Genomic DNA, 21,636 nt, shown 5'->3' on the forward strand with positions numbered 1-21,636 from the left:
CTCAGGTGTTGTGCTGCCGCCTGTTGTTGCCTGGATCTGAGGGTATGGATAAGTTGCTCGCAGGAAGATCGGCGATTGTGACCGGCGCGGCCAAGCGGATCGGCCGCACGATTGCGCTGGCGCTGGCGAAGGCGGGAGCCGACGTCACCATTACGTATCGCGGCTCGGCGGCTGAAGCTGAGGCTACTGCGCGCGAGCTGGCGGCGCTGGGTGTTCGGGCTGCGGCGGTCGTCTGCGATCTTGGCGATCCGGCCTCGATTCAGGGGGCGGTGGCCCATGCGGTTGCGGCTCATGGCGGTCTCGACCTGCTCGTCAATAACGCCGGGGCCTTTGCCTCGGCGGCGCTCGAAGAGATCACCGTCGACCAGTGGGACGCGATGTTTGCGACCAACACGCGCGGGCCGTTTCTGGTGGCGAAGGCCGCGCATCCGCACCTGAAGGCTGCGGGTGGGCGCATCGTGAACATCGGGTCGCTGGGGGGGATTCATCCGTGGGCCACGCACGGTCACTACTGCACCTCGAAGGCCGCGCTGCACATGCTCTCGCAGACGATGGCCAAGGCGTGGGCGCCCGAGATCAGCGTCAACTGTGTCGCGCCGGGGATGATCGTGCAGGACGAGGTGGGTCCGGCCTATCAGCACTTTGCGGATCGCACTCCGATGAGGCGGAATGGTACGGCTGAGGATGTGGCGAAGGCGGTGCTCTTCTTTGCAACCGGGCCGCACTTTATTACCGGGCAACTGCTGGCCGTCGATGGCGGTTTGGGGCTTTAAAGAATCACACAACAACGGCAAAAGCGTCCTCGCGCTGGACGGGCGACACTTCGTGCTGTTTTGGACGCTTCGCGTGAAAGGCTATAGAGACTAACGTGGTGCGAGCTGCTCGGCGAAGGCGTCGAGTGAGAGTGACCGCAGCAGGTTGCGTCTCATTCCCGACTGCACCTGGTCCAGTTTGTGGCTGGCGTTTTCGATCCACTCGAACGATACGCTCGCGGCCATCCGCTCCAACTCGGCCCGGATATCGACGTTGCGCACCAGCTCCGGCGTCTTCGAGTGCAGCAGCAGTAGGTCTTCGAGGATCAGGGTCATCGTTCTCAGCAGGCCGTTGGCCTTCACCTGGCCTTCGGCTCCGGCGCGGTAGCCCTCTGTCATCTTGAAGAGGTCGGTGTGTCCTGTGTCCGCCGTGGCCGAGCGCAGCAGCAGCATGGCATCCGCCCGTGCCGCCGTGTAGGCGTCGAGGTTGAAGCCCAGCGCCTGTCCGGCTGCTCCCTGCGAGAGCCGCGCCACCAGCGTACGATGCTTCGGGGACCAGTCAGGGTGCCGGTCGGCCAGCAGGGTTTCGAGTTCTTCCACCGGCAGCGCACCCAGCCGCACCAGCGCGCAGCGGCTGCGGATGGTCGGCAGCAGCTCGCCCGGATTCTCGGCGCAGAGGATGATGTGGACGTAGTCCGGCGGCTCCTCCAACACCTTCAGGAGCGAGTTGGCCGCCTCCTTCATAAAGCTGGCGGCGGTGAGGATGAAGATCTTGCGCGGAGCCTCCGACGGCAGGTAGTTGGCGCTGTGGATCAGCGAGCGGATCTGCCCCAGCTTGATGAGAAGCTGCGGCGGGTCGGGCGGGACGATCAGCACGTCGGGGTGCTGCTGGATGAGGATGCGTGTCTCTTTCTTGTCGGTCTCGCGCATCTCCTCGCGTGCGGCCACGGCGGTATCGACCAGCTCCTGCAGGTTCGCGGAGGACGCGATGCGCGTGCAGTTGCTGCATACGCCGCAGTAGCTGGCCAGCGTCTGGCCGGTGGACCACATCTCGCGCGGTTGGCGTTCGCACTCGACCGCCATGGCCAGCATCAGAGCCAGCGTGTACTTGCCCGCGCCCTGCGGCCCGGCCAGGATGAGCGAGTGCGGCAGGCGTCCGGCCGCGATGGCGGTGCGCAGGGATTCGACTGCGGAGGAGTTCCCGAGGAAGTCGTTGAAGTTGGCTGGCAGGCTCATCGCTGGTCTGGATCTCTGGTCTAAGAATACCGTGCCCGTGGCCTCAGCGTTGGGTGGCTTGCATCATCATTGGATACTTGGGGCGGAGGGTAATCTTGGGCTGCACCTCGACCGGGTAGGTGGGGACGAAGCGCAGCCGCCAGCGTTGCGCGATGACGGCCAGCGAGAGCGTGCCCTCCATCCAGGCGAAGGATTCGCCGATGCACTGGCGCGAGCCGCCGCCGAAGGGGAAGTACGCGTACTTGTGCCGCGCGGCCTTGGCCTCGGGGGTGAAGCGATCCGGGTCGAAGCGCTCGGGATCGGGGAAGTGGTCGGGGTCGCGGCCCATGAGGTACTGGGAGAAGAAGACGTGCGCCCCGGCGGGGATCGTATAGGGGCCGAGCGTGATCTCGCGGGTGGACATGCGGCCCATCGCCCAGGCTGGCGGGTAGAGCCGCATGGACTCGGCGAAGACCTGCTCGGTGTAGCGGAGCTGAGGGTAGTCGGCCAGCGTGGGCAGGCGCTGGGCGTCGCCGGTGCCCAGCACGGCGTCCAGCTCGGCGTGCATCTTCGCCTCGGCTTCGGGGTTCTGCGAAAGCAGGTACCATGTCCAGGTCAGCGCGTTGGCGACGGTCTCGTACCCGGCGAGGAAGATCGTCAGCACCTCGTCGCGCACCTGGCTGTCGGACATCCCGACGGACTCGCCAGTGGGGTTGCCGTTGTCGTCCAGCAGCTCGTCGCGGCTGCTCAGGAGCATCGAGAGCAGGTCGCCGCGGTCGGGTTCTCGGCCCTCGGCCGTGGCCTGCGCGGAGTACTCGCGGTGCTCTCGGATCAGGCGTTCGACGACCGCGTCCAGACGCCTCTTCGAGCGGCGGAACTTGACGATGCCGGGGACCGGCAGGAACATGAACTGCTCGATCTTCGGGAAGGCGACGATGAAGTTGTACAGCGCCATGATGGCGTTGACTTCGTCGTTGATGCTGCGGATGTCGGCATCGACCTCGGTATCAAAGAGGGTGCGGGCGACGATCTCGAGCGAGAGCGCCATGCTGGAGGCGGCGATGTCGAAGGTCGCGCCGGGCTGCCAGCGGTCGCGCTGGTGGGCGGCGATGGCGACGATCTGGTCGGCGTAGGCGGCGATGCGTTGGCGGTGGAAGGCTGGGGCGGCGATGCGGCGCTGGCGGATGTGGATGGGGTCGTCGGAGGTGATGAGGCCTTCGCCGAGGAGCAGCTTCATCCGGCGCACCGTCCGCTCCTTGACGAAGGCGGAGGCCTGCGTGACGAGAATCTCGCGGATGTAATCCGGCTCGTTGATGAAGACGATGGGCGTGCCCATGAACTTGTAGTGGGCGACGTTGCCGAAGGTCTTCTTCAGGTGGACGAAGAGGCGGATGGGGTCGCCCATCTTGACCCAGGGCTTGAAGCTGTAGAAGGGCAGAGAGAAGCGCAGGCCGGGGAGTGGGCGGGATTCCATGTCAGTTCTCGATGCGGGCTTCGACGATGCCGCGTATACGAGCTTCGATAGCCTCGATGGAGGCATCGTCGCGGATGGCCTCGACGCGGTGAGGCTCGCGGGCGGCGATCTCCTCGTAGGCATGGTAGACGCGCTGGTAGAAGACGTCGCCCTCACGCTCGAAGCGGTTCTCGTCGGTGCCCGCCTGCTGGACGTGGCGCTGGTTGCGGCGGCGGGCGCGGGCGAGTGAGGCAGCGAGGTCGGGTAGGAGCAGGATCGTCAGGTCGGGCAGGAGACCGCCGCAGACGGCTTGGTGGATGGCCAGGACCTGTTCGCTACCGAGCTGGCGGCCGCCGCCCTGGTAGGCCTCGGAGGAGTCGGTGAAGCGGTCGCAGAGGACGATCTTGTTTGTTTCGAGAGCCGGGGAGATTACTTCAGCGATGGCCTGGGCGCGGTCGGCGAACATGAGGGCCAGCTCGGCGATGGGGGCGATGGCGCCGGTGGAGGCTTCGGAGCGGGAGTCGAGCAGGATGCCGCGGATGCGGTCGCCAAGGGCGGTTCCGCCGGGCTGGCGGAGGGTGACGACGTCTCGGCCCTGGGCGCGGAGGTGGGCGGCTAGGCGGTTGAGCTGGGTGGTTTTGCCGGAGCCGTCGAGACCCTCGAATGTGATGAATGTGCCCCGGGACATAGGGGGAGTTTACCGCATGAAGGAGAGGTTACGCGAAGCGTCCAAAACCGCACGAAGTGCCGCCCGTCCGGCGTGAGGACGCTTTTGTTGTTGTTTTAGAAGAGAGCAACGGCAAGTGCGCCCTTGCGCCGGGTGGCACTTCGTGCGGTACTCGACGCTGCGCGTGTTTTAGAGGCTAGTGGCTGGTGTATTGAGGCACCCACTGCGGGCCGGTGGGCGTGACGATGACGGTGAGCTTGCCCGAGGCGGACTCGTTGAGCGAGGGGCCGGTGGAGTGCTGTTCGGTGTTGGCCGCGTCCGTGTAGATGAGCTTCACCGGGCCGGAGCCGATCACCTTGAAGCGGTAGTGGTACTCCTGGCCGGGAGCCAGCGTCTGGGTGCCGAAGCTGGCGCTGGGGTAGTCCACCTCGACCAGGCTGATGGGCTGGGTGCTGTGGTTCGCGACGGTGGCGTCGATGAAGGCCGAGCGGCAGCCCGCCAGAAGAAGGGTGGCGGCGGACAGGACGGCAAAGGGAAGTCGGCGCATAGTCTTCAAGGATAGCAGTCTGAGGTCTACTCTTCCGGCTCCGGCGAACGGCGGCGGCGGAGCAGCTCGGGCAAGCGGTTGAAGAGAGCCACCGAGCGAAGCCACTGACGGTTGTCGATGGCGGGATAGCCGCTGACCATCTTGCCTGCGGGTACGTCGTTGGGGATGCCGCTCTGCGCGGTGGCGATGACGCCGTCGCCGATGGTGCAGTGTCCGGCGACGCCGACCTGTCCGGCCAGGATGACGTTGCGGCCGATCTGGGTCGATCCGGCGAGGCCGACCTGGGCACAGAGCAGGGTGTTGGGGCCGACGCTGGAGCCGTGGCCGACCTGGACGAGGTTGTCGACGCGTGCTCCGCGCTGGATGCGGGTCTCGCCGACCGAGGCGCGGTCGATGCAGGCGTTGGCCTGGATCTCGACGGCGTCTTCGAGGACGGTGGTGCCGGACTGGACGATCTTGTGCCAGTCGCCGTCGGGTTTTTTCGCGAAGCCGAAGCCATCCGCGCCCACGATGGCCCCGTTCTGGAGGATGACGTCGTCGCCGAGGATGCAGTGCTCGCGGACGACGGCGTGGGCGTGGGCGAAGAATCGATGGCCGATCCGGGCTCCGGGGTAGATAACAGTGTGGGCCAGGATGGTGGCGTCGTCTCCGATTGCAACATATTTATCTACAACGACATAAGGACCAATATGAATGTTTAACCCGAGCTTTGCTGTGGGATCGACCACGGCGGTGGGTGGATACCGGTGGGGTAGGCGGGCGGGGCGTAGAACAACTCGATGGCCCGGGCGAAGGCCAGGTAGGGATCGGCGAGGCGGAGCGTGGCCGTGGGGATCTCGGCGAAGGCTGGTTCGACCAGAACGGCGGAGGCCTGGGTGGTGCGGGCCAGCGGGGCGTACTTGCGGTTGGCGACGAAGGTCACTTGGCCGGGCTGGGCCTGCTCGATCCCGGCGACGCCGGTGATCTCAAGGTGAGGATCGCCGGTCAGGGTGGCTCCAAGACGGTCGGCCAGTTCGGAGAGCTTCATAACGACGATTGTAGAGTACTTCGTACCGTCCTCTGGGCTGTCGGAGAGAGTGACAGCATGGGGCCTCCCGATGGGCGGAAGCGAGAATTTCTCCCTTTTGCTCAGTCGTTCGGGGGGAAGAGGTCGTTCTGGTCGGGTCGGGTTGGCTTGGGGGCTGGGGCGGCCTTGGAGGGGCTGGTAATGACGCCGAGTAGCTGTAGGCCGGTCATAGCGGCGTGGGGGACGAAGAGGCGCTGGGTGTTGGAGCGGATGTCGGGCGGGATCAGGTAGAGGCCGCGGTCGTGGATGAGGGCGTCGAGGAGCGAGAGGTCGAGCGGGGCCAGCCCTTCGAGCTGGTCGCCTGAGGCGAAGGTGATGCGGAGCCATAGGCCCTCTGTGCGCGGGCGGGCCAAGAAGGTGCGGCGGGTGAGGCGCTCGGGGTTGAGGGTGTCGGTCAGGTTGAAGTCGCGGACGTAACAGATGGTCTTGACGCTGGCGAGAGGGATGGCGATGACCCGGCCGGAGAGGTCGAGGAGGCTGACGGAGTCGTTCTCGATAAGGCCCGCGAGAGGGAGGTAGCCGGACAGGGTGGCGTCGGCGGTGGTGCGGAGGATGACCTTTTTGCGCGAACTCGACATGCGGATGGCCTTTAGGGATGGCGCTCGGGGAGAGGTGTCCGCGAGCGCCGGGGTGTCTGGCGGATTGTCGCACAGGACGGTAATGAGCGGTGTACGGCGCGGTGAAAAAGGTGCAGGAAGGGTAGCCTTTGTGCTAACACTGTGCTAACATCGTCGCTTGTGCCGAGCTGCACTGTTCTTTCTAAGATGCTGATTCTGTGAAGCTTAAGAGGGTCAGTTACCTCGATTTTTTGGGAGTTTAGGCACGAAGATATGGCCGATTACATCTACCTATTGGAAAATCGTCTTTCCTTAGCGCAGCGGGCAGCGATTGAACTGGTACGCGAGATCGCACGGGTAAAGGGCTTTACCGTGTTTCTGGTGGGGGGCGCGGTACGCGACCTTACCACTGGCTCGCCGGTGCGCGACCTTGATCTGGCAGTTCAGGGAAATGCCATCAAGTTGAAGAAAGATATAGAGAAAGTCGGCGGCGTCATCTCCGGCGAGTCGGAGGCCAGCCAGGCGCTCTTTGTGCGCTTCCCGGGCAGCGTTCGGATGGAGATTGGCAGCACGCTCTCGGCCAGCTATCCCAAGCCGGGTAAGCCCGTGTACAAGCCCTCGACGATCCAGGAAGACCTGCGGCGGCGTGACTTTACCGCAAATGCGATGGCTCTTTCGCTCAATGTGGGCTCCTATGGGCTGCTGATGGACCCGCTGAATGGCGTGGCGGATATCGAAAACCGCGAGTTGCGGCTGGTGAGCAACTACGGGTTTATCGAGGACCCGGTGCGGATGATCCGGGCGGCGCGGCTGATGGCCCGGCTGGGCTGGCAGTTGGAGGAGAAGACTGCGGCACGGTACGAGACCGGCAAGCAGGAGGATTACATCTCCGTGCTGAGCGAGTTTGCGCGCGGGTACGAGACCGAAGAGATCTTCCACGAGGAAGACCCGCTACGGGTGCTGCGACGGCTGGAGGCGGAGGGGTGGATGAAGCACCTGTCGCCTAGCTGGAGCTCGGCCAAGGTGAACGTGGCGGAGCTGGAGAAGCTGCGCGAGCTGCAGACGCAGTTGCAGATGCAGGGGATCTATCCGGATGCAGCGGCGGCGAACTTCCCGTTGCTGACGGCGAAGTTGCAGGCGAGCGAACTGAAGGCCCTGAAGCAGAGCTTTGTGCGGCAGGGGTTTGTGGCTGAGGTCGAGGCCCTGGAGGGCGAGGCTAAGGAGTTTGCCGCGCAGCTCGGGTCGAAGGCTGCGGCGACGCCCTCGCTGGCCTGGAAGATGATTGTGGCGGCGCGTCCGGATGTGGTGCTCTGGGCGGCTTATGCAACCAAGAGCGGAGCCGTGCAGGCCAAATTCAAGAGCTTCCTGGGTGAGTGGGGACAGGCGCGGCAGAGGATTCCTTACACGCTGTTGCAGGAGATGAGGATTGTCCCCGAGTTGCCGGGCTACGATGAGCTGATCGAAACGCTGTTCTTCCAACTGATGGATGGCAACCTGGCGACGACGGAGGAGATGAAGGCGTTTCTGGAGCCGTACTCGCCGCCTGCACCGCCTCCGCCTGTGAATCTGCGCCGTCTGCGCGCTGCCGCGAAGAAAGAGGCCAAGACGGCTAAGGGCCGGGGCCGGAAGGCTGCGGTGGACCTGCTGGACGATGAGGATGAGAACGAAGACGAGCCGGACGACGATCTCGATGACTCGGATGCGCCGGACGTCGACGTGCAGGATGAGGACGAGTTGGAGGCCGATACGGAGTCTGAGGAGGATGTGGATGTGCCGCCTCCGCCGCGTGCGGCTGCGAAGCCCGCTCCTGCCAAGGTAGCGGCTCCCGCCAAGGCTGCGGCGACCAAGCCGGTAGTAGCTGTGGTGCCTAAGGCTGTGGCTCCAGCGAAACCTGCTGCGGCTCCCCAGAAGGCGGCTGCGCCGGTGAAGACGGTGGCTGTGGTGGCGAAGAAGGTGGAGGCCAAGCCTGTTGTGAAGGCGGCTCCTGCTAAGGCTGCTCCGGTGGCGGCGAAGAAGGCAGCTCCGAAGAAGGCCGCACCGGTGAAGAAGCCGGTTGTGGTGGCTAAGAAGGCTGTGCCCGCGAAGAAGGCGGCTCCGGCCCCGGCGAAGGTCGTCAAGAAGGCTGTCGTGACGAAGGCGGCGACCAAGGTTGTGGCTAAGCCGGTGGTGAAGAAGGCTGTTCCGGCGAAGAAGGTCGTGACCAAGAAGGCCGCTGCTCCGGTGAAGAAGAAGCGGTAGCGGCCTCTAGGCTATGAGCGGCGGTTTGGCGGCGGATTTCTTGCGGGCCAGGGCGTTGCGGCGCTCGACCTCGGCCTGGGCGAACATGGTGCCACGGCAGTTGGGCGCACCGCAGTAGCAGTCCTGCGTGGCCTCGTCGGAGTCGTAGAGGTTGTACTCGTAGGTCAGCTCCTCTCCGGCGGAGATGTTGCGCAGGGCGACTACGTAGATGCGGTCGTTGACCTCTTCGGTCTCGCAGTTGGGGCTGCAGCAGTGGTTCATGAACATGGCCGCGCCGAAGCCGTCGATGACCATGTCGTCTTCGCCGACGCCGAAGAGGTAGGTGACGAAGCGGTTGGCGTAGCGGGCGTCGGCGACCTCTTTGGCCATGCGCGGGCCGTCGTACTCGACGATGCGTTGGCCCTTGGCGACGGGGTCGAGGGTGTAGCAGCCAGCGGCGTGGATGGCCGAGGAGCGGATCAAGAGTCTAGGAAGTTTGTGTCTGGCCATACCATCCCCACTCGCGGTTTTTTACGCGAGGTCACCAACCGTCGCTGGGCGACGTCCAAATGTAAAGTAAAGGCTCCGAGGAGCCTGACGATAGCAAGGAAGAACCTTCGAGCCTGACTATAGCAAAGTTGGCCGGGTAGTGGAGAATCAAGGCATACTTAGGTCGAGCATGTGTGTGAGTCGCCAATTCGTTCGTTGCTGGTTGCTGCTGGCTGGTATGGCTATGGGGGTGGTTTTGTGCGGCTCGCGGGCGGAGGCGCAGCGGCCGATCCTGCCGATCTGTTCGGACGACCCGGCCTTTAAGCTGCCGCCGTGCAAGGCGGCTCCGGGGAGTGAGCCTCAGCAGCAGGGGCAGTCGGTCTCGACGGATGGGGCTGGTGCGCCTGCTAGTCCGGCTACGGCGTTTCCTTTCCCCGGCGATCCTGCACCTGCTTCCCCGGAGGCTCCCAAGCCTGCGGCTGAACAGTTTCCTTTTCCCGGCTCCGATCCGGCCCCAGCTCAGCCTGCGGCGGCTGCTCCTGCTGCTCCTGCTGTTCCACAACCTGCGGCGTCCGCGCCGTCTGCGGGGGGCAAATCGGGGGCTTCGGGAGCTAAGGATGCGTTTCCTTTTCCAGGGGAGAATGTGCCCTTGCCGGTGGTGGACCCAAACGAGAAGGTCTACGATCCCAATGAGGGAAAGGCTGGTCCGCCTACGCCTCGGCCTGCGGCTCCTCCTGACAACTCCGGCTCGTCTTCCAGCTCTTCTTCAGATGCGGAGCCTCTGCCGGACTTGAAGGATGAGGGGTCGGAGGGTTCGACAGCCTCGCAGCGCCGCCGGATGCCCAAGGTTGAGGATATGGGCAAGCGTGAGGCCGAGGATCTGAAGGTGGCCAAGTTCTACCACTCCACGGGCAACTATATGGCGGCGTACCTGAGAGCTAAGGATGCCCTGAAGATTGATCCCGAGGACCCTGAGGCGCAGTTGGCGCTGGCGATCAACGCGCAAAAGCTGGCCAAGCGCGAGGACGCGATCGCAGGCTATACCAACTATCTGAAGCTCGCGCCCGACGGGGATGCGGCACAGACGGCGAAGAAGGCGCTCGCGGCGTTGCAGTAGGTGGTAACTCTCTTTCGTTTCTTCGCAGCAGACTTTTAGCGCGTGTGGGTGTACAACTGGCTCTCGGCATATTGAGAGAACCTTCATGCACCCGACTTTGAAGTGTCTCGAGGCGGAGTTGTGCGGCTCGCTGACCGGACTGACGGCGGCGCAGACGTTGCGTGGGCCGAGCGGGCATCCGGAGAAGTGGTGCGTGCAGCAGATTGTGGGGCATCTGCTGCTGGGGTATCGGTCGACTGCCGAGGCGTTTCAAACGAGGGTGGAGCGAGGGAGGCCGACCCGCGCCAGGGCCAATCGACGGCAGCGGCTGGGGCAGATGTGCGTGATCCGGTTCGGATTTTTTCCATCGGGGCGGCTGGCTCCGGAGAGCCTATTGCCGGGAGAGCCGGTGGAGTGCCGCGGGGGCGAGGATCTGATCGACTGCGTGCAGGCAGAGCTGGCACGGCTGAACCAGGCGGCGGAGGTGGCGCGGGCGTTGTTTGGGATGTTGCGGCGATTAGCCATGGGGTACTGGGGCCGATGTCGGTGGACCATTGGAGAGGGTTTCATCTGGTCCACGGGCGGCATCATATCCGGCAGATTCTGGCGCTGCGAAAGCAGCAGGGGTGTTGATCGTTCTCTCCGGCTATAGCCTGGGGCCGGTTGCGACGATGGATGCGGCCTTCTTCGCTTTGACTGCAACGATGGGGGCGTCGTCCAGCTCCTCTTCGATACGCAGGTAGCGTCGCATGTATCGCAGCGGCTCCTCGGCCAGGACGATCTCCTTCAGGTGGTAGCGCCAGGCGTCTTCGCGGCCGCTGCGGCGGGTATATCCCTTGCGATGGACCGTGGCGATGGAGCCATCGGGCTTGACCCGCTGGAAGGTCTGTTTTTCGACGAGGAAGGTCATCTTCTCGCCCGCCTTCCAGAAGTGCCGTGCGAACTCGTGGGAGAAGAGCAGCGCGTAGTAGCGGCGCTCGGCGGAGAGCATCTCCGTGGCGTGGCGGGTGCTCTGCCACGGCAGCCCCAGGTGGCTGACGTACCACCTGCGGAACTCGAATCCATTTGTCTTTGCCTGCTTGAGAAGAAGCCATAGGAGCTCAAAACGCGTCATTCGACCTTTGCCTCCTCCAACCTTCACCTCGACTTGGTATCCCGGGTTCGTGTGGAGCTTTCGTATGGAGCTATAGTGTACGGGTACTGCCGCGTCTTTCGGGAGCACTCAAACGTAACCGCAGAGAGGTTTGCTATCGGACCCTGCACGGCGCGGTCTAACCCCGGTATGCTGCATCTTAGAGTAAGCAGTGGCAACCTAATCTCGGCAGACGACAGGCGAATGCACTTGAAGGCTCTCCGGAACGTTTTTCGGCCCAGTACAAGTTTGGAACCGTTGTGATGAGCCGTCTTCGGCTGGTGAAGCTGCTGCTGGTGGCGGCTGTGCTGTGGGGTGCGGCGGAGGCGCGGGCGGTGGAGCATACCGATCCGCTGAACACGACCCCGGCGGTGCAGGAGGCGTATCAACGCTTCTACAACCTGGACTACGATGGCTCGCTGGCGCGGTTCGACCAGGTGCTGAAGGCCAATCCCGAGAACCCGATGGCCTATAACTACCTGCTGATGGTGACGATCTTCCGCGAGCTGTACCATCAGGATCTGCTGGATACGACCTACTACGCGCATGATTCCTTTCTGACGACCAAGCGCAATGTGGAGGTGCCGGAGGCGATCCGGCAGAGGATCGAGTACCTGACTGACACCTCGATGAAGCTGTGCGATGAGCGGATTAAGACCAACTCCAGTGACGCGAACGCCTACTTTGCGCGCGGGTTTGCACGAGGGATGCATGCGGCGTTCATTACGCTGGTCGATCATAGCTTTGCCTCCGCGGCGCGGCAGGGGTATGCGGCGCGGAACGACTCGGAGCAGGCGATCAAGATTGATCCGGGGTATGCCGATGCCAATATGGCCATCGGTATCCAGCAGTTTGCCGTGGCCAGCCTGCCGCGCTGGGTGCGGCTCGTGGTGGGGATCGTCGGTGTGGGCGGCAACAAGGAGAAGGGATTGGCGCTGCTGCGCAACTCGGCTGAGCATGGGGTGGTGACGCGGGTTGAGTCGCGGACTACGCTATCGCTGTTCCTGCGGCACGACGCACGCTATGGGGAGGCGCTGGTGGTGCAGCATGGGCTGGCGACGGAGTATCCGCACGACTATCTCTTCCGGTTGGAGGAGGCCAATCTGACCAAGGACGCCGGGCATGGGCCGGAGGCGATTGCGATCTACAAGGCCGTGCTGACGGATGCGCGCAGGCCGGGGTACTTCGTCGATCCGCGGTTGCAGATGGCGTGGTTCGGACTGGCCGATACGGAGCGAGGGCAGAACCAGGTGGTTGAGGCCGCAGGGCACTATATGGAGGCGGCCAACCAGCCCAACGCCAGCGACTGGCTGCGGCGGCGGGCGCTGCTGAACGCGGGAGAGATGTACGATCTGCTGCACGATCGCGGCGGCGCGATGAAGCAGTACCAGGCGGTCTGCGCGCCGGGCGGCGACCAGTCGCAGTGCGATGCTGCTAGAAAGTTGATGAAGAGTTCATACACGGGAAAGTAACGGCGTCGAATGATGGGTAGATGAGTGGGGCGTCCGGGGAGGATGTCGATGCGGATTCTGGTGGTGAATAGCGGCTCTTCTTCGATCAAGTTTTCGATCTTCGACTCGGGTGCGGCGAGTGAAGATGCGGGGCTGAGGTGCGTCTTTGAAGGCGAGCTGACCGGGATCGGCGGGGCCGAGGCGCAGCTTGAGGTGGAGGGCAAGCGATCGACGGTGCAGGCCGGGAGCCAGGTGGAGGCGATTCGGCTGGTGTTTGATACGGTGGCCGAGCCGGTGGATGCGGTGGGGTATCGAGTGGTGCATCCGGGGCCGCATCTGGAGGATCATCAGCGGGTTACGCCGGAGGTACTGGAGGCTCTCGAAGCGGCTACAGCGTTTGCTCCATTGCACGATCCAGAGGCGGTGAAGGTAATCCGCGAGGGGCTGGCGCGGTTCCCGCAGGTGGGGCACTATGCTTGCTTCGACACAGTCTTCCATCGCACTATGCCCGAGGAGGCGACGACGTACGCGCTGCCCGAGAGCGTGCGGGCCGAGGGCGTGCATCGGTATGGATTTCATGGGCTTAGTTGCGAGTCGATTGTGCGCCAGATGCAGGTGGCGGGACCGCTGCCGAGGCGCATGGCGATTGCCCATCTGGGCAGCGGGTGTAGCGTGACGGCGGTGGTGGATGGCCGCTCGGTGGACACGACGATGGGGCTGACGCCGACCGGAGGAGTGGTGATGGGGACGCGGCCGGGTGACCTCGATCCGGGGCTGATGCTCTACCTGCTGCGGCGGCAGCAGGGGGATAAGGACGCTGCCATCGCGGCTGTGGAGGCAATGGTGAACCACAACTCCGGCATGGTGGCTCTGAGCGGAATGGCGAACGATATGCGGGCCGTACGCAAGGCCGCTGCTGCGGGGGACGTCCGGGCTCAGTTGGCGGTGAAGGTCTTTACCCGCAGCGTGACCAAGGCTATTGCGGGCTTCTGCTGGACGCTGGGCGGGCTGGATGCGATTGTCTTCGCGGGCGGCATCGGGGAGCATGATGCGCTGACGAGGACCGAGGTGCTCGCGGGACTGGAGAGCCAGGGAGTTGCAATTAATTCTTCGCTAAATGATTCGAAGAGTGATGGGGCGCACAGCATTAGTGCATCAGATAGTCATACGTTAGTCCTTGTCGTCCCGGCGCAGGAAGACCGCATGATCGCCATGCACGTGAGCCGCATGGACGCAATACAACGATAAATATCCGAGTTTAGATTCACTTCAGGCAGCTCCAACATTTTATGCAATGAGGTAACTTCATGGACCGCAACACCTCTGTTTCATTGAACCCGGCGCCGCTCAACGCAGACGAGTTGCGGCGCATGAATGCCTACTGGCGGGCCTGCAACTATCTGTGCGCCGGGATGCTTTACCTGCGGGCCAATCCTCTGTTGCGCGAGCCGCTGAAGCCGGAGCATATCAAGAGCAGACTGCTGGGGCACTGGGGATCGGACCCGGGCCAGAGCTTTACGTGGGTGCATCTGAACCGGCTCATCAAGAAGTACGACCTGAACCTGATCTTCCTCTCCGGCCCCGGGCATGGTGCTCCTGCGACGCTCTCGAACAGCTACCTGGAGGGTGTGTACTCGGAGATCTATCCCGATAAGAGCGAAGACGCGGAGGGGATGCAGAAGTTCTTCAAGCAGTTCTCGTTCCCGGGCGGGATCGGGAGCCACTGCACGCCGGAGACGCCCGGCTCTATCCACGAGGGCGGCGAACTGGGCTACAGCATCTCGCACGGGTTTGGCGCGGCGTTCGATAACCCCGACCTGATCGTGACGGTGGTGGTGGGCGATGGCGAGGCCGAGACCGGGCCGCTGGCTACGTCGTGGCACTCGAACAAGTTTCTCAATCCGGTGACCGATGGCGCGGTGCTGCCTATTTTGCACTTAAACGGTTACAAGATCGCAAACCCCACGATTCTAGCGCGTATTTCGTCCGAAGAGCTGGAGAGCCTCTTCCACGGATATGGCTGGACGCCATATGTAGTGGAGGGCGATGATCCTGAGCTGATGCACCAGAAGATGGCGGGCGTGCTGGAGTTCTGCGTGGAGGAGATCCGCGCGATTCAGGAGAAGGCGCGCAGCGCAGCGGCTGGGAGCACGCCGGCGCGTCCGCGCTGGCCGATGATTATTTTGAAGACGCCGAAGGGGTGGACGTGCCCGAAGGAGCTGGACGGGCACAAGCTCGAAGGCTCGTGGCGCGCACACCAGATGCCGGTTCTCGATGCCTCGACGAACCCGGAGCGGCTGAAGATCGTGGAGCAGTGGCTGAAGAGCTACAAGCCGGAGGAACTGTTCGATGAGCAGGGCTCGCTGGTTCCGGAGCTGAAGGAGCTGCCCCCGGTGGGGACGCGGCGCATCAGCGGTAATCCCCATGCCAATGGCGGAACGCTGCGCAAGCCGCTCGACATGCCGGACTTCCGCGAGTATGCCGTGAAGATTGAAACGCCTGGTCATGAGGAGCTTTCGTCAACCGATAGGCTGGGGCATTTTCTGTGCGATGTGATGCGGAAGAACATGACCAACTTCCGCGTCTTCGGGCCGGATGAGACTGCGTCGAACAAGCTGGACGCGATCTATCCGGGTAGTCACGGCAAGGCGTGGATGGCGGAGACGGTGCCTTCGGATGCGGATGGCGGATGGCTTGCGACTAATGGCCGCGTGATGGAGATGCTGAGCGAGCATACGCTCGAGGGCTGGTTCGAGGGCTATGTGCTGACGGGGCGGCATGGGTTCTTTTCGAGCTATGAGGCCTTCGTCCATATCATCGACTCGATGTTCAACCAGCACGCCAAGTGGCTCGAGAAGAGCAAGCTGGAGCTGCGCTGGAGGGCACCGATCTCGTCGATCAACCTGCTGATTACCTCGTTGGTATGGCGGCAGGATCATAACGGCTTTACCCATCAGGACCCGGGCTTCCTTGACCTGGTGACTAACAAGAGCCCGGAGATTACACGGGTGTATCTGCCGCCCGATGCGAACTGCCTGCTGAGCGTGGCCGACCACTGCCTGCGCAGCACGGACTACATCAACGTGATCGTCGCGGACAAGGCTCCGCACCTGCAGTATCTGGATATGGATCAGGCGGTGAAGCACTGCACCAAGGGCATCGGCATATGGGACTTCGCCAGCAACGACGCGGGCGAGGAGCCGGATGTGGTGATGGCTTGCGCGGGCGATATCCCGACCTCGGAGTCGTTGGCCGCGGTGGAGATTCTGCGCGAGCGCTGCCCCGATCTGAAGATACGCTTCATCAACGTGGTCGATCTCTTCCGGTTGATGCCGGAGCATGAGCATCCGCACGGGCTCTCCGAACGCGAGTTCGACAGCCTGTTCACGAAGGATAAGCCGGTGATCTTCAACTTCCATGCCTATGCTTCGTTGATTCACAAACTGACGTATAGGCATACGAATCATGACAACTTCCACGTGCGTGGGTATAAGGAGAAGGGCAACATCAACACGCCGCTGGAGCTGGCGATATTGAATCAGGTGGATCGGTTCAATATCTCGATCGACGTCATCGACCGTGTGCCGAAGCTACAGGCAAAGGCCGCTCATACCAAGCAGTGGCTGCAGGATCAGATCATCGACAGCATCAGCTACGCGCACGAGAACGGGATCGACAGGCAGGAGATTCGCGAGTGGAAGTGGGGAGCTAAATAGCACCTCGAGAGTTACATATTAAAGGTGACTCCATGAAAGCTGTAGAGGCCGAGCCGGAGGAGGCCGGTCTTCTGAAGCGGCTCGGACCGGGGCTTGTAACCGGCGCGGCGGATGATGATCCGAGCGGCATCGCTACCTATAGCCAGGTCGGCGCGCAGTTTGGCTACGCGCTGACCTGGACGATGCTGTTCAGTCTGCCGTTGATGATCGCGATTCAGGAGATCAGCGGCAGGATCGGCTGCGTGACGGGCCGGGGGATCGCCGAGAACCTGCGTCGGCATTACTCGCCGTGGCTGGTGCGGACGATCGTGGTATTGCTGCTGGTGGCCAATACCATCAACATCGGCGCGGACCTGGGCGCGATGGGTGCGGCGATGCGGCTGCTGATAGGCGGCGATCAACGGCTGTACACGGTGGTCTTCGGGGTAGTATGCGTGCTGGCTGAGGTCTTCATCAGCTATGCGAACTATGCGCGGACGCTGAAGTGGTTGACTGTCGTTCTGTTTGCGTATGTGGCAGTGGTCTTCAGCGTGCATCTGCCGTGGCAGCAGGCTCTAAGCGCAACGTTTGTGCCGCGCATTGCACTGAACTCCGCCGGTGCGATGGCGTTGGTGGCGGTGTTGGGAACTACAATCAGCCCTTACCTGTTCTTCTGGCAATCGTCGCTGGAGGTGCAGGAGAGAATGCGGCGTGGTGTTGAGCCGGGCTGCTTGTCGCCGGAGACTGCCGCGCCGCAGTTGAAGCGGATTCGGACCGACACCATGGTCGGCATGTGCATCTCGAATGTGATCGCGGTCTTCATCATCTATGCGACGGCTGCGACGCTGCATGCGAAGGGCATTACGACGATCCAGACCTCGGCGCAAGCGGCGGAGGCTTTACGGCCGATCGCCGGGCCGTTGACGTTTGTGATCTTTGCCACGGGGATTATCGGGACGGGACTGCTGGCTGTGCCGGTGCTCGCGGGATCGAGTGCTTACGCGCTGGCCGAGACCTTTCGCTGGAGGGAAGGGCTGGATCAGAAGCTCGAGAAAGCGAAGTGGTTCTATGGGGCGATTGCGGTATCGACGCTTGTTGGAGTGGCGCTGAACTTTACGAAGCTGGACCCGGTGAAGGCGCTCTACTGGAGCGCGGTGGTGAATGGAGTACTGGCTGCTCCAGTGATGGCGGTCATTATGTTGATCGCGGGGAACGAGCAGATTATGCAGGAGCTTAAGTTGCGTGGAGCGATTCGGGTGATGGGGTGGTTGGCCACGCTGGTGATGGTCGTGGCCAGCGTGGCCTTCTTTGTGTTGTAGGCAGACACTCGAAGCATGGTCGCCAGCGGGGAAGAAAGCATACCTCGAGGGCTAAAGCCCGCATTGGTGGTGGGTTTTAATGTCCGGGCTAAAGCCCGGACCTACCCCAGAAGCAACAGCAAAAATAACAGCAGGAAAAGAAGCAACAGCAAGGCCAACGGCAAAGACGACGGCAACAGCAAAGACAGAAGCAGATTCCTCCGCTTCGCTCCTGAATGACAACCAAGAAAACAGGCAACGGCAAATCGCCCTCATGCCGCAGCCATGCATGAGGACGATTTGCGTGAGGAGGAGGCTATACGACTCGGCTTGCGGAGCGGAGACGCTTTGCCCACAGGCTGGTGGTGAGTTCGCTCGAGGCTTCGGGCCGTTCGAGCGTGGCCAACTGCACCGCGAAGTTGCCGAGTGTGGAGCTTTCGGTTTCGGTGCCGCGGATGGGTAGCCCCGTGGCCTCGGAGGTAAGGCGCGTGAGCAGAGCGTTCTGACTGCCGCCGCCTACGATGTAGAGGTGCTCGAAGTGCTTGCTGGTCATATGCTCGATGTGTTTGAGCACGTCGGCGTAGCGCGCGGCCAGGCTGTGGAAGATGAGCGAGGCCAGATGAGGAGCGTCTTCGTGAGCTGTGCTGTACTGGGCCAAATGGCGACGCGCAAGCTGTGCGTTGATGCGGTCGGCCATGCCGCCCTGTAGCAGCAGATCGGGGTCGTCTACGTCGATCAGATGGTGCGGCGTGGGCACCTGGCCAGCGGCGTGGACCAGCTCGGCGATGGTAAAGGTCGCTCCGGCCTTGGTCCAATCTTCCATGCACTGACGCAGCAGCCAGAGGCCGTTGACGTTGCGGTGGAAGCAGGTGCGGCCGTCGGCTCCGGCGAGGTTGGTGTAGTTGGCTTCGGAGGACTCGGGGGTGTTGACCGGCGCGTCGAGCAGCGTGCCCACCAGCGACCAGGTGCCCGAGCTGATGTAGGCCCAGTCCTTGCCCGCGTCGGGGATGGCAGCGATGGCCGAGGCGGTGTCGTGGCAGCAGGGCGCGATGAGGCGTGTGTCGGCGAAGGCGGGAAGCTCGGCAAGCTCGCCGCGTAGGTGCCCGATGTCGGTGCCGGGAGGCACGATGGACGGGGCGCAGCGGATCTCCAGCTCGAGCGCCTCGAAGATCTCGGGGGACCACTCGCCGTCCAGCCCGACCATCTGGGTGTGGGTGGCGTTGGTCAGCTCGGAGACGGGGCGACCGCCGAGACGAAAGAGGACGTACTCGGGCAGGTTGAGCCAGTGCTTGCAAGCCAGCTCCGGCGCGGCCAGCTTGTCGGCGAAGAGCTGGTAGGCCGTGTTGATGCGGCTGATCTGGATGCCGGTGATCTCGCGCATCTGCGTGGCGGAGATGCGCTCGTGCATCGCGGTCTCGGCGGAGAGGGTGCGGGTGTCGCGGTAAGAGAACGGTTCGCCGACGGCGTTGCCGTTGTCGTCGAGTTTTACGTAGTCGACGGCCCAGCCATCGACGGCGATGGAGCGGATGCCCTCGGGAGCAAGCTCGGCGCAGAGCCGGAGGCCGGAGTGAAGCTCGGTGAGGATGCGGCTCATCTGCCAGTGCAGCTCGCCGTTGGTGGGCACGGCTTCGTTGGCGAAGCGATAGACCAGGCGAATCTCGGGGCCTTCAGGGAGCCAGCGGAGAAGGGAGACGCGACAGCTCTCCGCGCCCAGGTCGATAGCGACAAGGGCGCGGAGGTCGTGCGGAGTTAGGTTGTCTTCGGTTGTACGAGGGATCACCGGAGATAAGCCTCGGTCAGGCCGCCATCGACCGGGATAAGGTGGCCGGTGGTGACAGGTGCCTTCGGCCCACCGACGAAGAGGATCGCTTCGGCGCAGTCCTTGGGGTCGATGGGGACGTGGGTGAGCGTGCGCTTGGCGTAGAAGTGGGCCAGCGCGTTGCGCAGCTCATCGTCGCTCTGCGACTCCTCGAACGGGATGCCGTACTTGGCCAGCGAGGCTTTGACGCGATCGCGCGGGAACATGGTGGAACCCTTGACGACCGTAGCCGGGCTGATGCCGTTGACGCGCAGCAGCGGCGAGTAGGCTACGGCCAGCTCGCGGACGAGGTGGCTGAGCGCTGCCTTGCTGACGTCGTAGGCCTCCGAGCCGCGCTTGGGCACTACAGCGTTGGCCGAGCTGGTGAGGACGACACTCGAGGGCAGGTCCTGCGCCTTGAAGAGCGGCTGGGCCTCGTCGGTCAGCAGGTAGTTCGCCGTGACGTTGACCTCGAGCGTGAGCGCCCACTGGGCATCGGTGATGATGCCGTCGGGAGACGAGGGGAACATGGCCGCGGTGTTGATGAGCAGGTCGATGCCGCTGTAGGCTGCGACGGTTGCGTCGAGTGCGGACTGGATGACGTCGCGCTTGCGGATATCGATGCGGGTGGCGACGGCGCACTCGGAGCCGCCGATGGCCTTGGCCTCGTCGGCCACCTTCTGTGCGGCCTCCTGCGAGAGGTCGGCGACGACGATGTGGGCTCCGCGCTCGGCTGCGAGCAGGACGACCTCACGGCCGATGCCGCTGGCTCCGCCGACGACCAGAACGATGCGGCGGCTCAGCTCCTTCTCGGGCGGCTGGCGGCGGATCTTCGCTTCTTCAAGCGCCCAGTACTCGATGCGGAAGGCCTCGCTCGGGGGCAGCGCGACGTAGTTCTGGTGCACGCTGAAGGCCGAGGTGGGAGCTGCGGGGCCAGCCTGCGGAAGCACGGGCGGGCACTTGTCCTCGTCCATCGCGCCTGCGCCCTCCATCACATGGATGGCGTTGGTGTAGAACTCGCCGGTGATGCGGGACTCGGCCTTGTTCTTGCCGAAGCTGAACATGCCGACGCCGGGGACGAGCACGACGGTGGGGCTGGCGTCGCGCATGGCGGGCGACTCGGGCAGGGCGTGCGCCTTGTAGTACTCGGCGTACTCGGCGCGGTAGGTGGTCAGGGCCTGCTCGACGAGCGGCTCGATCTCCTTGACGTCGGTCGCGGGATCCCACGGTACGAAGAGCGGGCGGATCTTGGTGCGGATGAAGTGGTCGGGGCAGCTTGTGCCGAGGTAGGCGAGCTGCTGGGCCGAGTGCGAGTTGACGAAGTTGAGCACGTCGGCGGAGTCGCTGAAGCTGCCGATGACGCGCTGCTTCTTCGAGATGCGGCCGCGCAGGTACGGCATCAGCTTGAGGGCGACCTTCTGGCGGTCGGCGTGGGGCAGGTGCTTCTGGCCGCCGAAGCTGGCGCCCTTCTTGGCGGCGTGCTCGAGGACGAACTGGCCGAGCTGGTCGATGATGGCGATGGTGTTCAGGTAGCTCTCGCGCTGGGTGTTGCCCCAGGTGAAGAGGCCGTGGCCGCCGAGGACAACGCCGTCGCAGCCGGGAACCTTCTCGACCGCCTCACGGAGCATCATCGCCAGCTCGAAGCCGGGGCGCTGCCAAGGTAACCACACGATCTTATGACCAAAACGTTGGTTGAACTCCTCCATCTTCTCGAGGCCGTTGGCCGAGGCCGCGAGGGCGATGCCCCAGTCGGGGTGGAGGTGGTCGACGTGGGGGAAGGGCAGGAAGCCGTGCAGTGGAGTGTCGATCGAGGCCGCTACGGGGTTGTTGCCGAAGGTGCAGAGCGGATACATGCCGACGATCTCGTCCTCACGCTCGACGCCCTGGTAGCTCTTCTCGAGAGCCAGAACCTTGTCGAGGTAGAGCGTGGCGAAGCCGGAGCGCTTGATGCTGCCGAGGTCGCCGCCGGAGCCTTTGACCCAGAGAACCTTCTTGGTCTCGCCGTCGAGCGGATCGACGATGTCGAACTTGGAGCTGGTGTTGCCGCCGCCGAAGTTGGTGATGCGCAGATCGGAGCCGAGCAGGTTGGAGCGGTAGCGGAGCAACTCAGGGGCATCCAGTTTGGAGGCGACTGCGTCGTCCCAGCGGTCTTCGAGGTAGTGCAGCTTCGGGTTGGCCATAACGTCCTTTTCCTTCAGTTCAA

19 protein-coding genes are annotated in these 21,636 nt (G+C 63.6%); 8 read left to right on the forward strand and 11 right to left on the reverse strand.

The window, feature by feature from the left end:
- Positions 1–44: 44 nt before the first annotated feature.
- A complete protein-coding gene (locus tag FTO74_RS07990; protein ID WP_162537666.1) occupies positions 45–773 on the forward strand; it encodes an SDR family oxidoreductase in 729 nt (242 codons plus the stop codon).
- 90 nt (positions 774–863) lie between these two features.
- Here FTO74_RS07990 and FTO74_RS07995 read toward each other — a convergent pair whose 3' ends face one another.
- From FTO74_RS07995 to FTO74_RS08020, 7 genes are all read right to left on the reverse strand, one after another.
- A complete protein-coding gene (locus FTO74_RS07995) occupies positions 864–1,988 on the reverse strand; it encodes a DNA polymerase III subunit delta' (RefSeq protein WP_162537667.1) in 1,125 nt (374 codons plus the stop codon).
- 43 nt (positions 1,989–2,031) lie between these two features.
- Positions 2,032–3,441, reverse strand: a complete 1,410-nt coding sequence (locus FTO74_RS08000) for a cytochrome P450 (protein ID WP_162537668.1) — start codon at positions 3,439–3,441, stop codon at positions 2,032–2,034.
- A 1-nt stretch (position 3,442) separates the two neighbouring features.
- Entirely contained in the window at positions 3,443–4,108 is a 666-nt protein-coding gene (gene tmk / locus FTO74_RS08005; protein ID WP_162537669.1) for a dTMP kinase, read from the reverse strand.
- A 175-nt stretch (positions 4,109–4,283) separates the two neighbouring features.
- Positions 4,284–4,634 carry a hypothetical protein gene (locus FTO74_RS08010; protein ID WP_162537670.1) on the reverse strand — a complete coding sequence of 117 codons (351 nt, stop codon included), beginning with the start codon at positions 4,632–4,634 and terminating at the stop codon, positions 4,284–4,286.
- A 26-nt stretch (positions 4,635–4,660) separates the two neighbouring features.
- Complete coding sequence (gene lpxD / locus FTO74_RS08015; RefSeq protein ID WP_345934174.1) at positions 4,661–5,362, reverse strand: UDP-3-O-(3-hydroxymyristoyl)glucosamine N-acyltransferase; 702 nt, start codon at positions 5,360–5,362, stop codon at positions 4,661–4,663.
- Positions 5,332–5,661 carry an LpxD N-terminal domain-containing protein gene (locus FTO74_RS19960; protein ID WP_345934175.1) on the reverse strand — a complete coding sequence of 110 codons (330 nt, stop codon included), beginning with the start codon at positions 5,659–5,661 and terminating at the stop codon, positions 5,332–5,334. Before FTO74_RS19960 ends, lpxD begins: the two co-directional genes overlap by 31 nt.
- A gap of 101 nt (positions 5,662–5,762) precedes the next feature.
- Complete coding sequence (locus FTO74_RS08020; RefSeq protein ID WP_162537671.1) at positions 5,763–6,278, reverse strand: hypothetical protein; 516 nt, start codon at positions 6,276–6,278, stop codon at positions 5,763–5,765.
- A 252-nt stretch (positions 6,279–6,530) separates the two neighbouring features.
- Between FTO74_RS08020 and FTO74_RS08025 the strand changes: the two genes are divergently transcribed.
- Positions 6,531–8,495 carry a CCA tRNA nucleotidyltransferase gene (locus FTO74_RS08025; RefSeq protein WP_162537672.1) on the forward strand — a complete coding sequence of 655 codons (1,965 nt, stop codon included), beginning with the start codon at positions 6,531–6,533 and terminating at the stop codon, positions 8,493–8,495.
- Positions 8,496–8,501: 6 nt separating this feature from the next.
- On the opposite strand, the gene FTO74_RS08030 is transcribed toward FTO74_RS08025, so the two are convergent.
- Entirely contained in the window at positions 8,502–8,957 is a 456-nt protein-coding gene (locus FTO74_RS08030) for an SET domain-containing protein-lysine N-methyltransferase (RefSeq protein ID WP_255462571.1), read from the reverse strand.
- A 196-nt stretch (positions 8,958–9,153) separates the two neighbouring features.
- On the opposite strand from FTO74_RS08030, the gene FTO74_RS08035 reads away from it, so the two are divergent.
- Both FTO74_RS08035 and FTO74_RS08040 read left to right on the forward strand, forming a co-directional pair.
- A complete protein-coding gene (locus FTO74_RS08035; protein WP_220399106.1) occupies positions 9,154–10,080 on the forward strand; it encodes a hypothetical protein in 927 nt (308 codons plus the stop codon).
- 85 nt (positions 10,081–10,165) lie between these two features.
- Positions 10,166–10,711, forward strand: a complete 546-nt coding sequence (locus tag FTO74_RS08040) for a hypothetical protein (protein WP_162537675.1) — start codon at positions 10,166–10,168, stop codon at positions 10,709–10,711.
- Here FTO74_RS08040 and FTO74_RS08045 read toward each other — a convergent pair.
- Entirely contained in the window at positions 10,706–11,173 is a 468-nt protein-coding gene (locus FTO74_RS08045; RefSeq protein ID WP_162537676.1) for a hypothetical protein, read from the reverse strand. The genes FTO74_RS08040 and FTO74_RS08045 overlap by 6 nt on opposite strands.
- Positions 11,174–11,454: 281 nt before the next feature.
- Here FTO74_RS08045 and FTO74_RS08050 point away from each other — a divergent pair, with 281 nt between their 5' ends.
- Genes FTO74_RS08050 through FTO74_RS08065 form a run of 4 tightly spaced genes read left to right on the forward strand, consistent with a single transcriptional unit; the run spans position 11,455 to position 17,656 of the window.
- Entirely contained in the window at positions 11,455–12,663 is a 1,209-nt protein-coding gene (locus FTO74_RS08050) for a hypothetical protein (protein ID WP_174242219.1), read from the forward strand.
- A gap of 42 nt (positions 12,664–12,705) precedes the next feature.
- Complete coding sequence (locus tag FTO74_RS08055) at positions 12,706–13,890, forward strand: acetate/propionate family kinase (RefSeq protein WP_255462572.1); 1,185 nt, start codon at positions 12,706–12,708, stop codon at positions 13,888–13,890.
- Positions 13,891–13,949: 59 nt separating this feature from the next.
- Entirely contained in the window at positions 13,950–16,358 is a 2,409-nt protein-coding gene (locus FTO74_RS08060) for a phosphoketolase family protein (RefSeq protein WP_162537677.1), read from the forward strand.
- Between the two features lie 32 nt (positions 16,359–16,390).
- The gene (locus FTO74_RS08065; RefSeq protein WP_162537678.1) at positions 16,391–17,656 is read left to right on the forward strand and encodes a divalent metal cation transporter; all 1,266 of its coding nucleotides are present in this window, start codon (positions 16,391–16,393) and stop codon (positions 17,654–17,656) included.
- Positions 17,657–17,951: 295 nt separating this feature from the next.
- On the opposite strand, the gene FTO74_RS08070 is transcribed toward FTO74_RS08065, so the two are convergent.
- On the reverse strand, positions 17,952–19,415 hold the full coding sequence (locus FTO74_RS08070; protein ID WP_162537679.1) for an FGGY-family carbohydrate kinase: 1,464 nt from the start codon (positions 19,413–19,415) through the stop codon (positions 17,952–17,954).
- Positions 19,412–21,613, reverse strand: coding sequence for a bifunctional rhamnulose-1-phosphate aldolase/short-chain dehydrogenase (locus FTO74_RS08075; RefSeq protein ID WP_162537680.1), 2,202 nt, complete (start codon positions 21,611–21,613; stop codon positions 19,412–19,414). Before FTO74_RS08075 ends, FTO74_RS08070 begins: the two co-directional genes overlap by 4 nt.
- Between the last annotated feature and the right edge of the window lie 23 nt (positions 21,614–21,636).

Source organism: Granulicella sp. WH15 (assembly GCF_009914315.1).
Classification (GTDB): domain Bacteria; phylum Acidobacteriota; class Terriglobia; order Terriglobales; family Acidobacteriaceae; genus Edaphobacter.

Coding starts and splice junctions, on each gene's coding strand:
- FTO74_RS07990 (WP_162537666.1), top strand. CDS start 45: ATGGATAAGTTGCTCGCAGGAAGATCGGCGATTGTGACCGGCGCGGCC.
- FTO74_RS07995 (WP_162537667.1), bottom strand. CDS start 1,988: ATGAGCCTGCCAGCCAACTTCAACGACTTCCTCGGGAACTCCTCCGCA.
- FTO74_RS08000 (WP_162537668.1), bottom strand. CDS start 3,441: ATGGAATCCCGCCCACTCCCCGGCCTGCGCTTCTCTCTGCCCTTCTAC.
- tmk (WP_162537669.1), bottom strand. CDS start 4,108: ATGTCCCGGGGCACATTCATCACATTCGAGGGTCTCGACGGCTCCGGC.
- FTO74_RS08010 (WP_162537670.1), bottom strand. CDS start 4,634: ATGCGCCGACTTCCCTTTGCCGTCCTGTCCGCCGCCACCCTTCTTCTG.
- FTO74_RS19960 (WP_345934175.1), bottom strand. CDS start 5,661: ATGAAGCTCTCCGAACTGGCCGACCGTCTTGGAGCCACCCTGACCGGC.
- FTO74_RS08020 (WP_162537671.1), bottom strand. CDS start 6,278: ATGTCGAGTTCGCGCAAAAAGGTCATCCTCCGCACCACCGCCGACGCC.
- FTO74_RS08025 (WP_162537672.1), top strand. CDS start 6,531: ATGGCCGATTACATCTACCTATTGGAAAATCGTCTTTCCTTAGCGCAG.
- FTO74_RS08035 (WP_220399106.1), top strand. CDS start 9,154: ATGTGTGTGAGTCGCCAATTCGTTCGTTGCTGGTTGCTGCTGGCTGGT.
- FTO74_RS08040 (WP_162537675.1), top strand. CDS start 10,166: ATGCACCCGACTTTGAAGTGTCTCGAGGCGGAGTTGTGCGGCTCGCTG.
- FTO74_RS08045 (WP_162537676.1), bottom strand. CDS start 11,173: ATGACGCGTTTTGAGCTCCTATGGCTTCTTCTCAAGCAGGCAAAGACA.
- FTO74_RS08050 (WP_174242219.1), top strand. CDS start 11,455: ATGAGCCGTCTTCGGCTGGTGAAGCTGCTGCTGGTGGCGGCTGTGCTG.
- FTO74_RS08055 (WP_255462572.1), top strand. CDS start 12,706: ATGTCGATGCGGATTCTGGTGGTGAATAGCGGCTCTTCTTCGATCAAG.
- FTO74_RS08060 (WP_162537677.1), top strand. CDS start 13,950: ATGGACCGCAACACCTCTGTTTCATTGAACCCGGCGCCGCTCAACGCA.
- FTO74_RS08065 (WP_162537678.1), top strand. CDS start 16,391: ATGAAAGCTGTAGAGGCCGAGCCGGAGGAGGCCGGTCTTCTGAAGCGG.
- FTO74_RS08075 (WP_162537680.1), bottom strand. CDS start 21,613: ATGGCCAACCCGAAGCTGCACTACCTCGAAGACCGCTGGGACGACGCA.